Annotated in this window: 16 protein-coding genes; 8 read left to right on the forward strand and 8 right to left on the reverse strand. The window is 70.2% G+C overall.

The window, feature by feature from the left end; all coding sequences use genetic code 11:
- Positions 1-140: 140 nt before the first annotated feature.
- Positions 141-839, reverse strand: a complete 699-nt coding sequence (locus PV419_RS06620; RefSeq protein ID WP_319686771.1) for a hypothetical protein — start codon at positions 837-839, stop codon at positions 141-143.
- Between the two features lie 230 nt (positions 840-1,069).
- A complete protein-coding gene (locus PV419_RS06625) occupies positions 1,070-2,341 on the reverse strand; it encodes an HNH endonuclease signature motif containing protein (RefSeq protein WP_319686773.1) in 1,272 nt (423 codons plus the stop codon).
- A gap of 456 nt (positions 2,342-2,797) precedes the next feature.
- Here PV419_RS06625 and PV419_RS06630 point away from each other — a divergent pair, with 456 nt between their 5' ends.
- Positions 2,798-3,385, forward strand: a complete 588-nt coding sequence (locus tag PV419_RS06630; RefSeq protein WP_319686775.1) for an N-acetyltransferase — start codon at positions 2,798-2,800, stop codon at positions 3,383-3,385.
- A gap of 43 nt (positions 3,386-3,428) precedes the next feature.
- Here PV419_RS06630 and PV419_RS06635 read toward each other — a convergent pair whose 3' ends face one another.
- Positions 3,429-3,983, reverse strand: coding sequence for a hypothetical protein (locus tag PV419_RS06635; protein WP_319686777.1), 555 nt, complete (start codon positions 3,981-3,983; stop codon positions 3,429-3,431).
- Between the two features lie 88 nt (positions 3,984-4,071).
- On the opposite strand from PV419_RS06635, the gene PV419_RS06640 reads away from it, so the two are divergent.
- The gene (locus PV419_RS06640; protein WP_319687536.1) at positions 4,072-4,632 is read left to right on the forward strand and encodes a helix-turn-helix domain-containing protein; all 561 of its coding nucleotides are present in this window, start codon (positions 4,072-4,074) and stop codon (positions 4,630-4,632) included.
- Positions 4,633-4,748: 116 nt separating this feature from the next.
- Entirely contained in the window at positions 4,749-5,180 is a 432-nt protein-coding gene (locus PV419_RS06645; RefSeq protein WP_319686779.1) for a PaaI family thioesterase, read from the forward strand.
- A gap of 118 nt (positions 5,181-5,298) precedes the next feature.
- Here PV419_RS06645 and PV419_RS06650 read toward each other — a convergent pair whose 3' ends face one another.
- Positions 5,299-6,114, reverse strand: a complete 816-nt coding sequence (locus PV419_RS06650; RefSeq protein WP_319686782.1) for a LysR family transcriptional regulator — start codon at positions 6,112-6,114, stop codon at positions 5,299-5,301.
- Positions 6,115-6,233: 119 nt separating this feature from the next.
- Here PV419_RS06650 and PV419_RS06655 point away from each other — a divergent pair, with 119 nt between their 5' ends.
- On the forward strand, positions 6,234-7,115 hold the full coding sequence (locus PV419_RS06655; protein ID WP_319686784.1) for an NAD(P)H-binding protein: 882 nt from the start codon (positions 6,234-6,236) through the stop codon (positions 7,113-7,115).
- A 138-nt stretch (positions 7,116-7,253) separates the two neighbouring features.
- Here the strand turns inward: PV419_RS06655 and PV419_RS06660 are convergent, their stop codons facing one another.
- Positions 7,254-8,384 (reverse strand): NAD(P)/FAD-dependent oxidoreductase, encoded by a 1,131-nt coding sequence (locus tag PV419_RS06660; RefSeq protein WP_319686786.1) that lies wholly within the window; start codon positions 8,382-8,384, stop codon positions 7,254-7,256.
- 361 nt (positions 8,385-8,745) lie between these two features.
- On the opposite strand from PV419_RS06660, the gene PV419_RS06665 reads away from it, so the two are divergent.
- The gene (locus PV419_RS06665; protein WP_319686789.1) at positions 8,746-9,228 is read left to right on the forward strand and encodes a cupin domain-containing protein; all 483 of its coding nucleotides are present in this window, start codon (positions 8,746-8,748) and stop codon (positions 9,226-9,228) included.
- Between the two features lie 2 nt (positions 9,229-9,230).
- On the opposite strand, the gene PV419_RS06670 is transcribed toward PV419_RS06665, so the two are convergent.
- Positions 9,231-9,728 (reverse strand): MarR family winged helix-turn-helix transcriptional regulator, encoded by a 498-nt coding sequence (locus PV419_RS06670; RefSeq protein ID WP_319686791.1) that lies wholly within the window; start codon positions 9,726-9,728, stop codon positions 9,231-9,233.
- Positions 9,729-9,844: 116 nt separating this feature from the next.
- Between PV419_RS06670 and PV419_RS06675 the strand changes: the two genes are divergently transcribed.
- From PV419_RS06675 to PV419_RS06685, 3 genes are all read left to right on the forward strand, one after another.
- A complete protein-coding gene (locus tag PV419_RS06675) occupies positions 9,845-11,386 on the forward strand; it encodes an FAD-dependent oxidoreductase (RefSeq protein WP_319686794.1) in 1,542 nt (513 codons plus the stop codon).
- 96 nt (positions 11,387-11,482) lie between these two features.
- The gene (locus tag PV419_RS06680) at positions 11,483-12,406 is read left to right on the forward strand and encodes a carbohydrate ABC transporter permease (protein WP_319686796.1); all 924 of its coding nucleotides are present in this window, start codon (positions 11,483-11,485) and stop codon (positions 12,404-12,406) included.
- Positions 12,407-12,515: 109 nt separating this feature from the next.
- Complete coding sequence (locus tag PV419_RS06685) at positions 12,516-12,899, forward strand: hypothetical protein (RefSeq protein WP_319686797.1); 384 nt, start codon at positions 12,516-12,518, stop codon at positions 12,897-12,899.
- A 2-nt stretch (positions 12,900-12,901) separates the two neighbouring features.
- On the opposite strand, the gene PV419_RS06690 is transcribed toward PV419_RS06685, so the two are convergent.
- Together PV419_RS06690 and PV419_RS06695 are read right to left on the reverse strand one after the other, a co-directional pair.
- Positions 12,902-14,143 (reverse strand): hypothetical protein, encoded by a 1,242-nt coding sequence (locus PV419_RS06690; RefSeq protein ID WP_319686798.1) that lies wholly within the window; start codon positions 14,141-14,143, stop codon positions 12,902-12,904.
- Entirely contained in the window at positions 14,134-15,483 is a 1,350-nt protein-coding gene (locus tag PV419_RS06695; protein WP_319686799.1) for a hypothetical protein, read from the reverse strand. The genes PV419_RS06690 and PV419_RS06695 overlap by 10 nt, the downstream gene beginning before the upstream one ends.
- Between the last annotated feature and the right edge of the window lie 117 nt (positions 15,484-15,600).

Below are 15,600 nucleotides of genomic sequence, written 5' to 3' on the forward strand. Positions count from 1 at the left end.
CACGATCAGCCGCGGTCAGCACCACCGGCCTCTTCTTCTGCGAACCCATCGCACCAGCCCTGTCCGGCAGAACCGAAGGGGAATCTGCCAAACACCAGCCTCCCACCCAAAACAACCCACAGCTAAGCAGCGACAGTCTACTAGTCTTCTTGGTCCCGCCGTGGCCCGAGGTAGGGGCTGAAGTGGTCTGCGACGTCATCGGCGATGGCCATGGCGTCGCGGGAACCATCGACTTCGAGCACGCGGATACCCAGCCCACGGGCGGTACGCACAGCGTCCTCGGCAATGAGACGGTCTCGGACGAGTCGATTGGCCTGCGCTCTGGCCGGGTCGCTGACGGAGTGATCGAGCACGGCGGCCCGGGGCAGCACGCGAACTTGGTGTTGGCGGAACTCGGGTGTGGGCACCATGACGACCATCCGACGCGGTGAGTCGATGATGGAGGCTACGAGCTCGGGGCGGAGCCCCCAGCCCTCGGCGATGATCGGCCTTCCGGAAACCAACGCACGCAGGTCGTCCAGCGTCCATTCGAAGCGGACCGGGAAATCGGCCAGGGTCTGGGCGGCCATCGCTTCGGGGGTGGTGTTGACCCACACCTCGTCCAGATCAGGATCGGCGGTGGGCTTGCCAAGCCTGATACGACGTGCGATGCGGCGATCGTTGTGAGTGCGGGCATCGTGGTAGTCGTAGTGATAGACGGTGACGCCATACCGTGCCGCCAGGATTCGGGCGACGGTCGATTTTCCGGCCCACTGGCCGCCGCAGATCCATAACGCCTGGTGCAAGGTACCCAAGGGGTCCCAGACTTCGCTTTCAGTGTCGAGGTCACGGCTGGTCACGCGATGCCCTTCTGTGCCTGTCGTCATCTGTTGTCGCTGGACGATAGTTCCAGCAGTTTCCCCCCAGGGGCAGGAAGCCTGCGCGCTGGTAGACGGGACTGCTTCGCTCAGACGGCCAGACGATCAGGGTGTCGAGCCGTGTGCTGGCACAAGTGTCATGTACCCGAGTAGTCCGGCGTCCCTGCTGGGCGGGAGGGGCGTGGCTGCTGCCTGTTCGCGGGGCGGGGCAGCTATTCGAGGTAGTTGTGGGGTGGGTTGGTGTAGGCGTGGCCGGTGGGCGCGGTCCATGTGGTGACCCCGGTGTCGGGATCCCGGGTGACTCGCCATCCGGGATGGTGGGTCTTCATCACATGGTGGCGTCGGCACAACGGACCCAGGTTTTCCGGGACGGTCTGCCCTCCTGCCGCGGGATCGTCGTGGTTGAAGGGTTGGAGGTGGTCGAGGTCGCAGCGGTGGGCGGGCGTTTGGCAGGTGGGGAAGGTGCACCGGCCGTCCCGGGCGATCACATGCCGCTCGGTCTCCGCCGTCGGCTTGTAGGTCGTCGGATCCGTCTTGACCAGCATTCCGGTCTTCGGCTCGATGATCAGACGGCGCCAGATCGTCCCCTCGGCGAACGCGATCTCCCGCGCCTGCCCCGCGGTGATCGGCCCGTACCCCTTCAACTGCGCGGGCTCCTCACTCTCCCCGATCAGGACATCCAGCGGGACGGTGACCTGCACGAGAGCCGCCGACCGCCCACCCGGGGCCTGGCCCGCGCCGCTGCCGTTGGTGGTGCTCGTGGTGACGAGGTTGACGACCAGATCGAAGAGGGCGTCCACCCGCTTCTGCTCCAGCGTCCGCCCCCCATCCGGCAGAGTCGCCGCATGCGCGTCCACGGCCTGGTTCATACGGGCAGCCTGCTCGGCCGGCAGAATCGCACCCCACATCGCCATGCCATCGTCCTGCGCGTAGTGGACCATCTGCCGCTCCCGCTTCCTGGCCCGGTGCCGCTTCTCCGCACCGTACGGGTCGGCCCGGACGATCTCGCGCCTCAGTGCCCGCCGCGTCTGCCCGGTGGCCAGGCCCGGCATCTTCCCGGCCATGGCGGCTTCGACCTGTGCGGCAAGCAGGGGGTCCAACACAGCGCAGGCCTCGGTGACCGCCACCGCCTGCATGTAGCAGATATCCCCCTGCTCCAGCAGCCCGAGTGTGGTCGGGTAGTGGCTGTCGAGCTCCCGGGCCACTTGAAGCCGTTTGGCCGCCGTCGTCCCCGACAGCTTCAGCGCACAGGCCACTTCCTCACACGTGAAATTCCACTCCCCCTCGATGTTCTCGTTCCACTTCCCGTCCGGCAGTGCCGCCTGCGCGTCGGCGTCCAGAGCGGCAAGGATGTGGACCTGCTGCGCCTGGATCCACGCCACATGCCGCTCAAGGGCCTTCAGCGCGTCAATACGGCCCGTGCGGGACAGCTTCTCCGGATCCAGCAACGGCAATATGACCGCGGTCTGTGGCCCCGGGGCCATATCGGCAAGGTAAGCAGCCCATTCATCCGGCGTCCCCGGAACCAACGCCGAAGTCGAAACGGGTGCAGGTGCAGGTGCAGAAGCAGGACCCGCAGTCTCAGCAGTAACGGTCGCGGTGTTATGCCCCATGGCGATCACCCCCCGCGAATCGCTCAACGCCCGCCTCCCTCGGCGGCCTCACATCTCCACCCTCCCTCACTCTCGGTGATCAAGCCAGGTCACAGCCCCAACTCCACCCCTTCGAGTGACTATTCGGAACCCGGAACTCCATCCGCCCTGCTGCACTACACCCCGCAGTGCAGCCCGCCACGCTCGGCTAGGTGATCGGGGGCGACTGGGCGCAGGCACGGCACACGGGGGCACCCGTAGGAGCGTGAGTAAGTAACGCTACTTGGCTGACGCGGGGAGGGGTTCGAGGTCTCGGCCGGGCCATGGCCGGCTGGATAGCCTTCGGCCATGAATGCGGCCATGACCAGCGGCGGGACCGCTGAGCCGGTCATCCTGAGTGCGATGGAGCTGATCTCCGACCCAGAGCTGGGAACCCGGTTTGCGGAGTCGGCCCACCGGATCCTGGCGGACCTGGTCCGCGGAGGTGCCGCGCTTGGCTGGGTCGAACCCCCTACACACCAAGAGGTGGCGGAACTTCTCGGCCACGTCGTCACTGCGGCGCAGGCCGGGGACGGGGCCCTGCGCGCCGCTTACCTCGACCACCGGCTGGTCGGGCTCGGGTACTGGCTGCGCTACGCCCGGTCGACCCACCGGCCGCATGCCGACCTGGAGAAGATCGCGGTGGATGGAGCCGCCCACGGGCGCGGCGTCGTCCGGGCGCTGACCGCCGCCTTGATCGCCGACGCCCGGCGGGCGGGTATCGAAGTGCTCACCCTGGACGCCCGTGGCGACAACGGAAACGCCCTGCGCCTCTACCGGTCGCTGGGCTTCACCGAATACGGCCGTCTGCCCGACTTCGTCGCCGTCGGCGAACGCCGCTACGACAAGGTCTTCTGCATGTTGGACCTCCGCCAACAAGGCTCCGCGACCGGCTGACCGGCCACCACACGCTCCCCAGGGGGACGGCTCTACACATGCGCTATTGCGTGATCGGGGCGCCGCCGCCCCCTCGCACCCTGCCCCCTCGCACCTCGCCCGCCCCGGGCCCGGATGCCTCGACCAGGTCAAGCCGCAGCACGGCCGTCGTGTGGACGTGCCGGGCGATCTCGTCGACCGGCGCGTCCGGCTCGAACGGCAGCCGCGGGTCTCGGTATCCAGCCTGCGGCAGGTACACCGCAAGCGCCGCCGCAGCCTCGTGCCCCTCGACCATCACGGGCCGGCGCTCGGTGTCGCCGCCGTCAGCCGCGTCGCGCTCGACGCGGCAGCGTGTGGCCGCCTGCAGGTTGCGGACCCAGTCCCGCGACCGGGTCGACGAGCACACGTACAAACGCCCGTCGATGGTGGTCACATTGACGCCGAATGGCCGCGGGAGGCCGCTGCGACGTCCGACCACGTCGATGACCCGCGCCACAGGCCGACGGTCCTGGTAGGGCTCCGGCGCCCGGGCGCGGAGCTGCTCGATCATCGCTTGGGCGGCCTCGCGCTGGGCTCGGGCCTGCTCGGCGGCGTTCGCGGAATCGTCGTTCTGGGCCATGCCCACCTCAAATCGGTCCGTCGGTCCATTTTGATTTCGCGATACGATACGGTCCGTTGGACCGTTTCAGCAAGGGGAGTTGAGCACAGTGGTCGAGCGAGCGGATGTCACCCGCAACCGCGCCGCAGTCCTGCACGCCGCCGACGCACTGTTCCGCACCGAGGACGCCGACCGCGTGACGCTCGCTCGGATCGCGGAGACCGCCGGAGTCGGCAAGGCCACGGTCCTACGGCATTTCGGCAGCCTCACCGGGACGGTCGAAGCCGTCCTCGCACCCCGCGTCGGCGCCCTGCGCGATGCCGCAAGCAGTGGGCCTCCACCACTAGGCCCCGGAGGCCCACCCGAGGACGCCCTGCACTGCTTCATCGACGCCCTGTTCGACTTCGTCCTCGACAACCGCGCCCTCATCCGCGCACTCGAACACCGCAGCCCCGACGCCTACTACGCCAACCCCGCGAGCCAGTGGTGGATCGACGAACTGCGCCGGAGGATCCACACCGCCCGTCCCGCGGCAGACAGCGACTACCTGGCCCATGCCGTCTTCACCGCGATGCGCGCTGATGTCGTCGACTACCTTCGCTCGGCCCGGCAGATGAGTCCCGAACGGTTGCGGGAAGGTCTCCACGCCCTCGTCCCACCCGCAAACTGATCACTGCTGAACGGGTGAGGGGCCCGAACCGGGCCTGTCACACTGGCGGTTGGTACGCCGCACGATCATCGCCGTGTGCCCGAGAACGCACACCCGACCCCGAAAGGCAGCACGCCATGCCCCCTTCCGAGACGGCAGCCCTCAGCGCCGCCCTCCTGGCAGCGATGCCCTTCGCGACGCAGCTGGGCATCGAGCTCCACGAGGCCGCCCCCGACCGGGCCGTGGGCAGTCTGACCTGGTCACCGGAGGTCTGCACCGCGGGTGGAGCCATGCACGGCGGAGCCCTGATGGCGCTGGCCGACTCGGTCGGCGCCGTCTGTGCCTATCTCAACCTCCCGCAGGGCGCCGGGACGTCCACGGTGGAGTCCAAGACCAACTTCCTGCGGGGAGTGGCCTCCGGGCGGGTCCACGCCACGGCCCGCCCTCTGCACGTCGGCGGCACCCTCATCGTGGTGCAGACCGACCTGCGGGACGACAAGGACCGGCTGGTGGGACAGACCACCCAGACGCAGATCGTGCTCGCCGCGAAGGACGGCGCCACGAGCTGACCCCGGACACGGCCGGCGCGGCCTGTACGCCCTACGCGCGCAGGCCGCGCAGCAGCAGCTCGCACACCTCCGTGAAGTCCGCGTCGATCTCCGCGCATGTCAACGCGTGCCGCGCGTCTCACGGGCACCGCCCGGCCAGCGCCCGCTCCGCGACGGCCAGAAAGTCCCGCAGGTCCCGCTGGCGGCGGTCCTCGACCACGGCGAGGCAGGTCTCGTACGACACGGCGTCGGTCACCGGCCGGTGTACCAGGTCGGGGCGCGAGTAATAGCGCGCGACGCTGCGGGGCACCAGGGCGATGCCCCGCCCGGCCGCGACGAGCTCAAGCTTCTCTTCGATCGTCGCGATGCGCAGCCTCTCCCCATCCAGGATCGCCGCGCCGTCGAGATCGGCGTGGGTGAGTCGGCGCCGGGACGCCAGGGGGTGAGCGGTGGGCAGGCAAACCACCCTCGGCTCGCTGCCGATCGGGACGGTGTGAAGCCCGTCCGCGTCGAAGGGGTGGCGGAGATAGCCGACGTCGACCCGGCCGTCCCGCACCGCGTCGGCCTGCTCGTACCAGTTCAGACGGAGCAGTTCGATCTCGACCCCGGGGTGCGCCTGGGCGAACGCGCGGACCGCCGCCGAGACGCTCAGCCCGGGGACGAAGCCGACGACCAGGCGATGGGCCCCGCGCGCGACGCTGTGCACCCGGCGGGTGGCGGTCTGCGCGGCAGCGAGCACGCCGAGCGCATCCTTCTGCAACTGCTCACCGGCCGGGGTCAGCCGTACGGAACGGGTGGTGCGCTCCAGCAGCGCGCAGCCGAGTTCCTGCTCCAGCGCGCGGATCTGCCGGCTGAGGACGGGCTGCGCGATATGCAGCCGCTCGGCGGCCCGGCCGAAGTGTTCGTGCTCCGCGACGGCCACGAAGTAGCGCAGCTTACGCAGGTCCAGATCCATACCCGAAGGGTATCAATGTGCGCGAAGAGGTATTGGACGAACTCACCTTTATCGGCGGAGAGTTACCTCCGCGCGGCGTTCGGGAGCCCGTTCGCCACTTATCCGGAGGTCCCTTTCCCATGATCGTCATCACGACTCCCACCGGCCAGATCGGGAGCCAGGCCCTTGAGAACCTGCTCGACAGCGGTGAGCCGATCCGGGTGATCGCACGCGATCCCTCCCGGCTCTCCCCACGGATACATGACCGCGTCGAGGTCATAGCCGGATCGCACGGCGACTTCGACGTCATCAACAAGGCATGCGCGGACGCGGATGCCGTCTTCTGGCTGGCGCCGCCGAATCCCCGCGCCAAGAGCCTCGATGCCATCTATCTGGACTTCACCCGGCCCGCGTGTGACGCGTTCAAGGCACAGGGGGTCAAACGGGTGGTCGGCGTCTCAGCCCTGGGCCGCGGGGTGATCGCGAACGCCGGGCTGGTGTCGGCCTCGCTGGCCATGGACGACTTGATCGCGGCCACGGGCGTCAACTACCGGGCGCTGACGGCACCCTCGTTCATGGACAACATGCTCCGCGAAGTCGACTCGATCAAGAACCAGGGCGTGTTCTTCTCACCGCTCTCCGGCGATCGCAAGTTCCCGACCTGCGCCACCCGCGACATCGCCGCCGCCGCCACCGAACTGCTGCTGGACGACTCCTGGAGCGGACGCCACGGCGAGGTCCCGATCCTCGGACCCGAGGACCTGTCCAACGAGGACATGGCGCGGATCATGTCCGAGGTGCTGGGGAAGCCGGTGCGCTTCCAGCACGTCCCCGTCGACGACTTCACGGCGGCGCTGGCCGAACACGGAGCCTCCGAGGCGATGGTGCGGGGCGTGGTGGACATGATGGTGGCCAAGAACCAGGGCCTCGACAACGCCGAACCGCGCACCCCTCGGTCCACCACCCCGACCAGTTTCCGCCAGTGGTGCGAAGAGGTCCTCAAGCCGGCCGTCCTCGCCTGACACCTACCGGCGGCAGATCAACTCTTCCCGCCCCAGGGCGGCGCACTCCGACACAACGGCGGCATACGCCGCCCGGTCGGCGTCCTCGGCCATCCGCCGAGCCCGTGCAGGGCGGTGCCGCAGGCCGAGAAGAGTGGCTCATCGCCCCTTGTCGGTGAACATGCTGATCAGGCCGTGGGCTGTGTTGTCATCGGAGTCGATCCGGTGGATTTCGGCACCTTCAAAAGTGGCGACCTCGGCGCTGCGGGGGAACATGACCTGCTCGTACTCGGTGAGCGCGGCCTCGATGTCGTCGGGGTGCGCGGCGAGGGCTTGGCCGAGTTCGGCGCCGTCGAGCATGGCCAGGTTGGCACCTTCGCCGTTCGGGGCCTGGAGGTGGGCGGCGTCGCCGAGCAGGGTCACCCCCGGCACCCGGTCCCACCGGTGCTCGGCCGGCAGGGCGCAGTGGGGGCGCAGGACCGGCGCGGTGTCGCCATCGGTGATCAGCGCGGTGAGCTCCGGTGCCCAGCCGTCGAACTGCGCCGCGATGCTCGCGGTCGCCGCGGCGGCATCGGTGAAGTCGATGGCGGCGAACCAGTCCTGCTCCTTGCTGAGCATCACGTAGATGTGCAGCGTGTCGCCGCTCTCCCGGTGGGCGAAGATCTCCTTGCCCGGCGAGGGCGCGATCATCGCCCCGCCGCCGACCGTCTTCGCGGCGGCGGGGTGCCGGGTGTCGGCCTCGTACAGACAGACCTCGACGCACGACGTGCCGGTGTACGCGGGTGTGGCGGTGGAGAGCAGCGGCCGCACCCGTGACCACGCGCCGTCCGCGCCGACCAGCAGGCTGGTGACGGCGGTGGTGCCGTCCGCGAAGGTCACCTCGTGGCGGCCCTCGCCGAGGGCCCGGGCGCTGCCGAGCTTGTGTCCCCACCGGACGGTGTCGGCCGGAAGCGAGTCGAGCAGGATCTGTCGCAGCTCGCCGCGCATCACCTCGGGGCGGCCGCCGGTGCCGTCGTCGGCTTCCTCGAACAGGAGGGTCCCGTCCCGGTCGAGGACCCGCATCGCCTGACGGCCCTCCAGGACGATGGCGTGGAACTCGTCCATCAGGCCGGCCGCCTTGAGGGCGAGTTGCCCGTTGTAGTCGTGGATGTCGAGCATCCCGCCCTGCGTGCGCGCCTGCGGGGAGGGGTCGGCCTCGTAGACGGTGACCGGGATTCCGTGGACGTGCAGGACGCGGGCCAGCGTGAGTCCGCCGAGTCCGGCGCCGATGATCGTGACGGGGGTGTACATGATGGCTCCTCAGGATCGGGCCGCCCGGTGAGTTCCGGCCGGCCGTCTCTGGAAAGGTGCCAGGCCCCGCGGACGGACCACCGACATCCGACCGACAGCCCTCGATACGTGGCCGACAGCGCAGATCGGTCCTGACAACGCGGCCACGTCCAGGGCCGCCTCGTGCTCGCCGAGCAGGGTACGGCTGGGTACGGCCCGGTGCGGCTGGGTCGGCAGAGCCGTGGGGGCTCGGTCTTCCGGCCGGGCAGGTAGGCCGCCCGCCCTGGTCCCCACCACCCTGGCCTTCCCGTTCGCCCGGCCGATGACCACCGGCTCCACGCCTGCCCACAATGCGGTGACGGATGAGCCAAAGGAGCCGATCATGTCGTACCCCGAGCCCCGCTATCTCGGCGAGAACGGCGAGGTCAACGCGGTCTACAGGCCCGTTGACACCCCACCCGAGCTGGACTCCCCCACGGGCAACCGGACCCACTATCTGGCCACCCACGCCACCACCGCGGGTGAATTCGGGCTGTACCGGGTTGACATGGGCCCCAGATCACCAGGCCCCAGCACCCACTTCCACCGCTCGATCTCGGAGTCCTTCTTCATCCTGTCCGGGTCCGTGCGGCTCTACGACGGCGATCACTGGATGACGGCGCGGTCGGGTGACTTCCTGTACGTACCGGTGGGCGGGCTGCACGCGTTCAAGAACGACTCCGACGACCCGGCGTCCATGCTGCTGCTCTTCGCCCCGGGCGCACCGCGCGAGGAGTACTTCGAGCAGGTCGCCGAGATGACCCGGCGTGGCGGCAGGGAACTCGAGGAGTTCCGCATCCGCCACGACAGTTTCTTCGTGGAGTGACGTCAGTCGACGGGATGGCCGTCCCCGGTATCCCCGGTGACCGTCTCCAGATGGGCCGACAGGTCATCGACCATGCGGCCGAGGAGAAGGACGAGGTCTCGCCGGTCCGCGTCGGACCATCCGGCCAGGGCGTCGGCGAACCAGCCGTTGATGACCCGCAGATAGCGGCCGGTGAGCTTTTCGCCGGCCGCGGTGAGGGTGATAAGACGGGCCCGCTGGTCGTCGGGGTCGGCCACCCGCTCCACCAGTCCGCGCTGCTCCAGCCCGTGGACCTGGCGGGTGGCGTGCGGGCCGGCGACCTGCATCCGCCGGGCGATCTCCCCGACCCGCAGGGGCCGGTCGGCCGCGTCGAGGATGACCAGGATCGTCACGGCGGGCCTCTCCAGGGTCGTCCCGGCAGCCGCGGTGGCCCGCTCGAAGAGCTGACCGCGGCTCAGCGCGCTGCTGAGCCGGGTCATGGCGGGCAGCAGCCCCCTCAGCCCCTCGTCGTCGTACGCCACGGGCACCTCCTTGGTAGTTACCTAACTTAGGTATATATTCATTCTCGACCGGACGGCCTCTTCAGGAGGCGTCCGCCTTCAATAAAGGTACCTAAGTTAGGTAAGGAGCGAAAACGATGCAAGATGTACTGAGCGACGTACTGATCGTCGGCGCCGGACCCACCGGGCTGACGCTGGCCTGCGATCTCGCCCGGCGCGGCGTCACCTGCCGCGTCGTCGAGGCCGCCGAGCGGCCCAGCACCGCCTCCCGCGCCAAGACCATCCAGCCGCGCTCGCTGGAGATCGCCGACGACCTCGGCGTCATCGACCGCGTCCTGCGGCTGGGGGCCGTCAACGTCCCGACGCGGCGCTACGACCGGGAGCGCGTGGTCTCCGAAGCCGCCGAAGTAGCCGTCGGCACACCGGCCCCCGGCGTTCCGTACGCGCCGGTCTGGCTGTCGCAGCCCCAGCTGGAGTCCGTCCTGCGCGACCGCCTGGCCGAGCTCGGCGGCCAGGTGGAGTGGGGGTCGGCCGTCAGCGACGTCCGCCAGGACGCCGACTCCGTCACCGCGACCGTGCGGACCGCGGCCGGGCAGCGCGAGATCCGCGCGCGCTACCTCGTCGGCTGCGACGGGGGCCGCAGCCTCGTCCGGCAGCAGGTGGGCGCCGCCCTGCGGGGCACCTCCTACGCGGAACACCGCTGGTATCTGGGCGATGTGCACATCGACGGCCTCGACCGGCGCTGCCAGCACCTCTGGGCGAGCCCCGAGCACGGAATCCTGTCCCTGTTCCCGCTGCCCGGCACCGACATCTGGCAGTTCCAGGCGTCCGTCCCCGCCGACGAGCAGGAGCCCGACGCACCCTCGTTGGAGCTGTTCCACCGCATCTTCGCCGAACGCGCGGGCGTGCCGGGCGTGGTCATCCAGGACGCGGGCTGGCGCTCGCTGTACAAGGTGAACGTATGCCTGGTCGACCGGTATCGCGTCGGCCGGGTCTTCCTCGCCGGGGACGCGGCGCACATCCACTCCCCCGCCGGCGGGCAGGGCATGAACACCGGCATCCAGGACGCCTACAACCTGGGTTGGAAACTCGCCGCCGTCCTCGGCGGCGCGGACGCCACCCTGCTGGACACCTACGAACGAGAACGCCGCCCGGTCGCAGAGTCCGTCCTCGACGACAGCACCTCCCGGCTGCACGCGATGATGCGCGCCTTCGGCGACAGCGACGGTTCGACCGCGCTGCGCGGCCTCACCGACGACTTCACCACGGGGCTCACCATCGCCTACCCCGACAGCCCACTGACGACCCGGAGCAACGGACTCCAGGCCGGCGACCGGGCGCCCGACGCCCCCTGCCTCGACGCCGCGACCGGCCGCGGGCTCCGCCTCTTCGACCTGCTGCGCGGCCCGCACTGGACGCTGCTGTCCTTCGGCCACGGCCACACCCACCACCCGGATGCGCCTGTCCCGCTGCGCACCTATCGGGTGACCACCGACCCGACGGCGACCGGGCCCGACACGGTCATCGACACCGACGGCCAGGCTCACCGGATCTACGACATGCGCGAAGACGGACTCGTCCTCATCCGCCCGGACGGCTACATCGCCGCTCGCACCACCACTCACCAAGGCGAGGCGGCCGTACGCCACGCCACCGCCCTCGCGGCCCGCCCCAACTGAAGCCAGTGACCGCAGTCTTCCCCTCACGGCCAAGCGGGCTGTTTCATGTACGGGACGCTGATCGACTGCGCTCAGAAGGCGCGAGGAGGTCCGAGGTTGTCCGCACCGTCCGGCCGCACCTTGTCCCGTCCGGCCAAGTCCGCCCCGCTCAGATCCAGTACCACCAAGCGCCACACCTCCGGCCCCCGCGCCGCCTGGTCGCCCCGCATCCGCCGCCGGCTGGCCGCCGATGCCGCCCTGCTCGTCGTCGCCGCGGCCTTCGTGCTCCCCCTGGCCTGGCTGATCCTGGCTTCTCTGGACAGCGAGGCGACCTTACGCGTCTCCGCCCCGGACTCCCCCACGCTGGACAACTTCCAGGCGGTGTGGACGGACGAGATCACCTTCACGCCGATGCTCAACAGCCTGCTGCTGTGCGGCGGGGCCACCATCCTGACCGTGGCGTGCGCGGCCCTCGCCGCCTATCCGCTGTCCCGGTTCCGTTCCCGCCTCGTACGCCCGTATCTGCTGACGATCCTGTTCAGCACCTGCCTGCCGATCACCGCGATCATGGTCCCGGTCTACGGCCTGTTCGTCCAGGTCGACCTGATCGACACGATGTACGGAACGGCGCTGTTCCTGGCCGCCTCACAACTCCCCTTCGCCATCTGGCTGATGAAGAACTTCATGGACGGGGTCCCGGTCATCCTCGAAGAGGCAGCGTGGACGGACGGCGCGTCCTGGCTGCAGAGCCTGGCGCGCATCATCCTCCCCCTGATGGGGCCGGGCATCACGGTCGTAATGATCTACAGCTTCATCATGATGTGGGGCAACTTCTTCGTGCCCTTCATGCTGCTGCTCACCCCCGACCAACTTCCGGCGTCGGTCAGCATCTTCACCTTCTTCGGCAACTACGGCCAGGTCGTCTACGGCCAGCTCGCCGCCTTCTCCATCCTCTACTCGACCCCCGTGATCCTGCTGTACGTGCTGATCGCCCGCCGGATGGGCGGCGGCTTCGCGCTGGGAGGCGCCGTTAAGGGGTGACCTCGGTTGACACTGATCAACCACGGGAATAGCTTTGCGTTCAAAGCCATTTTGCTTCCAAAGCAAACACGTCTGCGTGCAGGCTACCCCGACCGAACGGAGATTCGTCATGCCTCACTTCACCGTGCAGATCCGCGAAGAGGACCTCGACGGGACGACCGAGCCGAAGCTCATCCGGGCGCTGAGCGATGCGGTGGGCGCGGTGTACGGCGAGCGGCTGCGCTCTGTCGCCGCCGTCGACCTGTTCGGCGTCCCGCGCGGGCGCCACGGCATCGGCGGCGTGCCGACCGAGGAGAACGCCCCCGCCGTCACGCTCAACATACGCGAACGGGCGCTGAACCATCCCGAGGTCGAGAACGCCCCCGCGCGGCTGATCGCGTCGATCACCGATGCCGTGGTCACGGTCTTCGGCGAGTCCGTCCGCAAGCAGGTGTCCGTGGGCATCGTCGGTGTGCCCGCGGGGCGCTCAGGAGTCGGCGGCGAGGTCGTCTGAACTCACCCAGCGGGCGTGGCCGGCGCTCCGCACCCGTGGCTGCGCGCCGACCGCTCCGCGAACGCCTTGAGCGCGGCGCGCTCGTAGGCCAGGTCCGGCTTGCGGCGGGTGTCGTCCTCGGTGCCGTCCGCGCGCACCAGGAACAGCGCGTCCTCGGCACCGTCCGGGCAGGAGGCACTGGCCCAGTAGGCGCTCTGGCCCAGCCGGCCCGAGGGCTCGTCGGCGGGGGTCGGGCCGTCCTGGGTCACGCCGTCGGCGGCGTACTCGGCGCGGGTCTGCTCCGCGTACGGGCCGTAGTACGCGTCGAGCCGGTAGCGCGGCGAGCCGTCCCGCGCGCCGAGGGCGCAGGCCTCGCTCGGCGCCCGGTCGCGGGCGGTCTCCCGGGCCGTGGACACCGCGGAGCGGGCGGCCGTCGGGACGCCCGCGCAGGTGCCCTTGGCGCCGAGCAGCGGCTCGTACTCGTCCTCGTTGACCGGCAGGCCCACCGTGCGGACCGGTTCGCCCAGGCGCGCGCCGCAGCCCCAGTGGTCGTTGGCCGCCTTGGCGGTGGCGGTCGCGGTGCGGACGAAGTCGGGGCGGGCGGCGGGGTCGTCGAGGCTGACGCCGCTGAGCTCGGTCTCGACGGTGATCAGCAGGCTGGTGCCGCCCTTGGCGCAGTCGAGCAGTACGGCGGTGGTCCCCTCGCCGTCCTCGTTGTCGTCCTGCCGCACGTTGTCCGTGCCGAAGACCCCGGACCAGCCGTGTCCGAGGGGGACGGCGAGGGTGTCCCGCTCGGGTACGGGGGTGTACGTCCCGGCGATGCCGTAGAGGGTGCGGGGCCGCGGCGCGCCCGCGATGGTCACCCTGACGCTGCCCTTGCCATCGGCCGTCACCTCGCACCGTACGGCGAGGGTGTTGGCCCGGTCCCCGTCGCCCTTGGCCTTGACGTCGAACGTGCCCGTGGTGCGGTTGCTCACGCTGATCTCGCCGTCACCGAGCACCGCGCGCACCTCGTCGTCGGCCAGCACTCCGTCACAAGCCTCGTCCAGCGCGCGGTCGTCGCTGCCCGCCAGCCAGACGACCGTGCCCGCGAGCGCGGCCAGCGCCACCGTGACGGCGGCGAGGCCCCACGCGCGACGGCGGGTGAGCCGGCCGCCGAGCCACGCCGGAGGGCGCTCGCCGTCCGGTTCGTCGGCCTGTTCGTCGGGCCGCTCGTCGGGTCCTTCGTCGGGCCGCTCGCCGCGTCGCGGTCTGCTCAGTGCCATTCCTCGACCTCCCCGAGCACCTTCGTATCGCGGCACCCCGCCGCCTTCGGCCAGCCGTCCGCGGCGCTGAGATAGCGGTTCAGCGCCGTGCGCGCCGTACGGGAAAGCTGGGCGCGGTCCTTGGCGCCCAGGATGGCGGTCGCGCCGTCCTCGATCAGGATCGAGGGCATCACCGAGACGCGGTGGTAGGTCTCCCGGCCGCCGCACACCGAGCGTGCCCACAGGGCGAGTTGGGGGTCCTCGACGTAGGAGGAGATCCGGTCCTCGCCCTGGGCAGCGGCACCAACGCTCCCATCGCCCTTGCCGTCACCGGCGGGCTTTCCCTGGTTCTGGGACACTCCCCACCCCGGTACATGGCCCTCGCGCTCGTACGCGTCGTACGCGGTGCGGCCGAGGATGCCCGCCCAGCTGGCCGCCTCGACACCGGTGATCTGCCAGTCCGCCGGGTGCCTGCCGTCGTTCTCCTCGGCCTCCGAGTCCCAGGTGCCCTGGCAGGCGCTCACCACGCCGGACTCCTGGAGGTCGCCGAGCGTGGTCCAGGCTCCGGGCATCACGCCGGGGAGCGACCGGGCGTTGATCCAGCCGCACTTGCGCAGATCGCGGCCGGGCTCCTCGATGCGCTCGGACCGCCAGTCGCCGTTGTCGTCGTGCGACTCGTAGGTGTCCAGCACCTCGGTCGGCGCCTTGAGCGGGGTGCTTCCGCAGCCCTGCGCCTTGGTGATGGCGTTCGCGACGTGGACGGCGGTGCGGAACCCGGTGAGGGCGGCGGCCCGTTCGGCCCTGGCCAGCTCCTCGCGCTCGGCGGCGCTGTCGGCCTCGCTGTCGCCGTCGGTGACACGTGCCGCCACATACAGGTCGGTCGTGGGCCGGACCCGGCCGCGCAGACCGTCCACGCACTCGGCCACCAGCCAGGCACCGCGCCTGCCGTACTGGCCGGTGGTGCCGGGGGCCACGTACGTGCCGTCGGCGCCGGCCGTGCCCAGGAGATCATCGGTCTCCACACCTTCGGGGACGTCGGAGACGAGCGCCTCGGCGTGGACGGTGACGCCGTACCCGTCTCCCCACGACAGCTCGCAGTCCAGCAGCGAGCGGCTCTCCTGGCCGGGCTCGAGCATCGTGCCGTGCTGGCTGAGCTCGCCCGCCCGGCCGTCGCGGACCAGGCGCTTCAGGTCCGCGTACGGGAGGGTGCCGTCGCACGCCTTCCTCAACTGGGCGCGGTTGGCCGCGAGATGGCCGCCGTCGCTGTCGCGGTTCGCGACGACGAAGACCGCGACCAGCGCTATGACGAGTACCACCAGGGCCGTGTGGCGCAGCCACACGCGGGCCCACAACCGACGCATCCCGCCCCCGCTCCTTCGTCCCCCTTGATCAGGTGATCAGGTGATCAGCAATTGATCAGGGGATCGGCGATCCGCCTTGATCAAGCCGGGACAGTACCAGAGCCCGTGGCTGCACCG

Source organism: Streptomyces sp. ME19-01-6, assembly GCF_033793745.1.
Classification (GTDB): Bacteria; Actinomycetota; Actinomycetes; order Streptomycetales; family Streptomycetaceae; genus Streptomyces.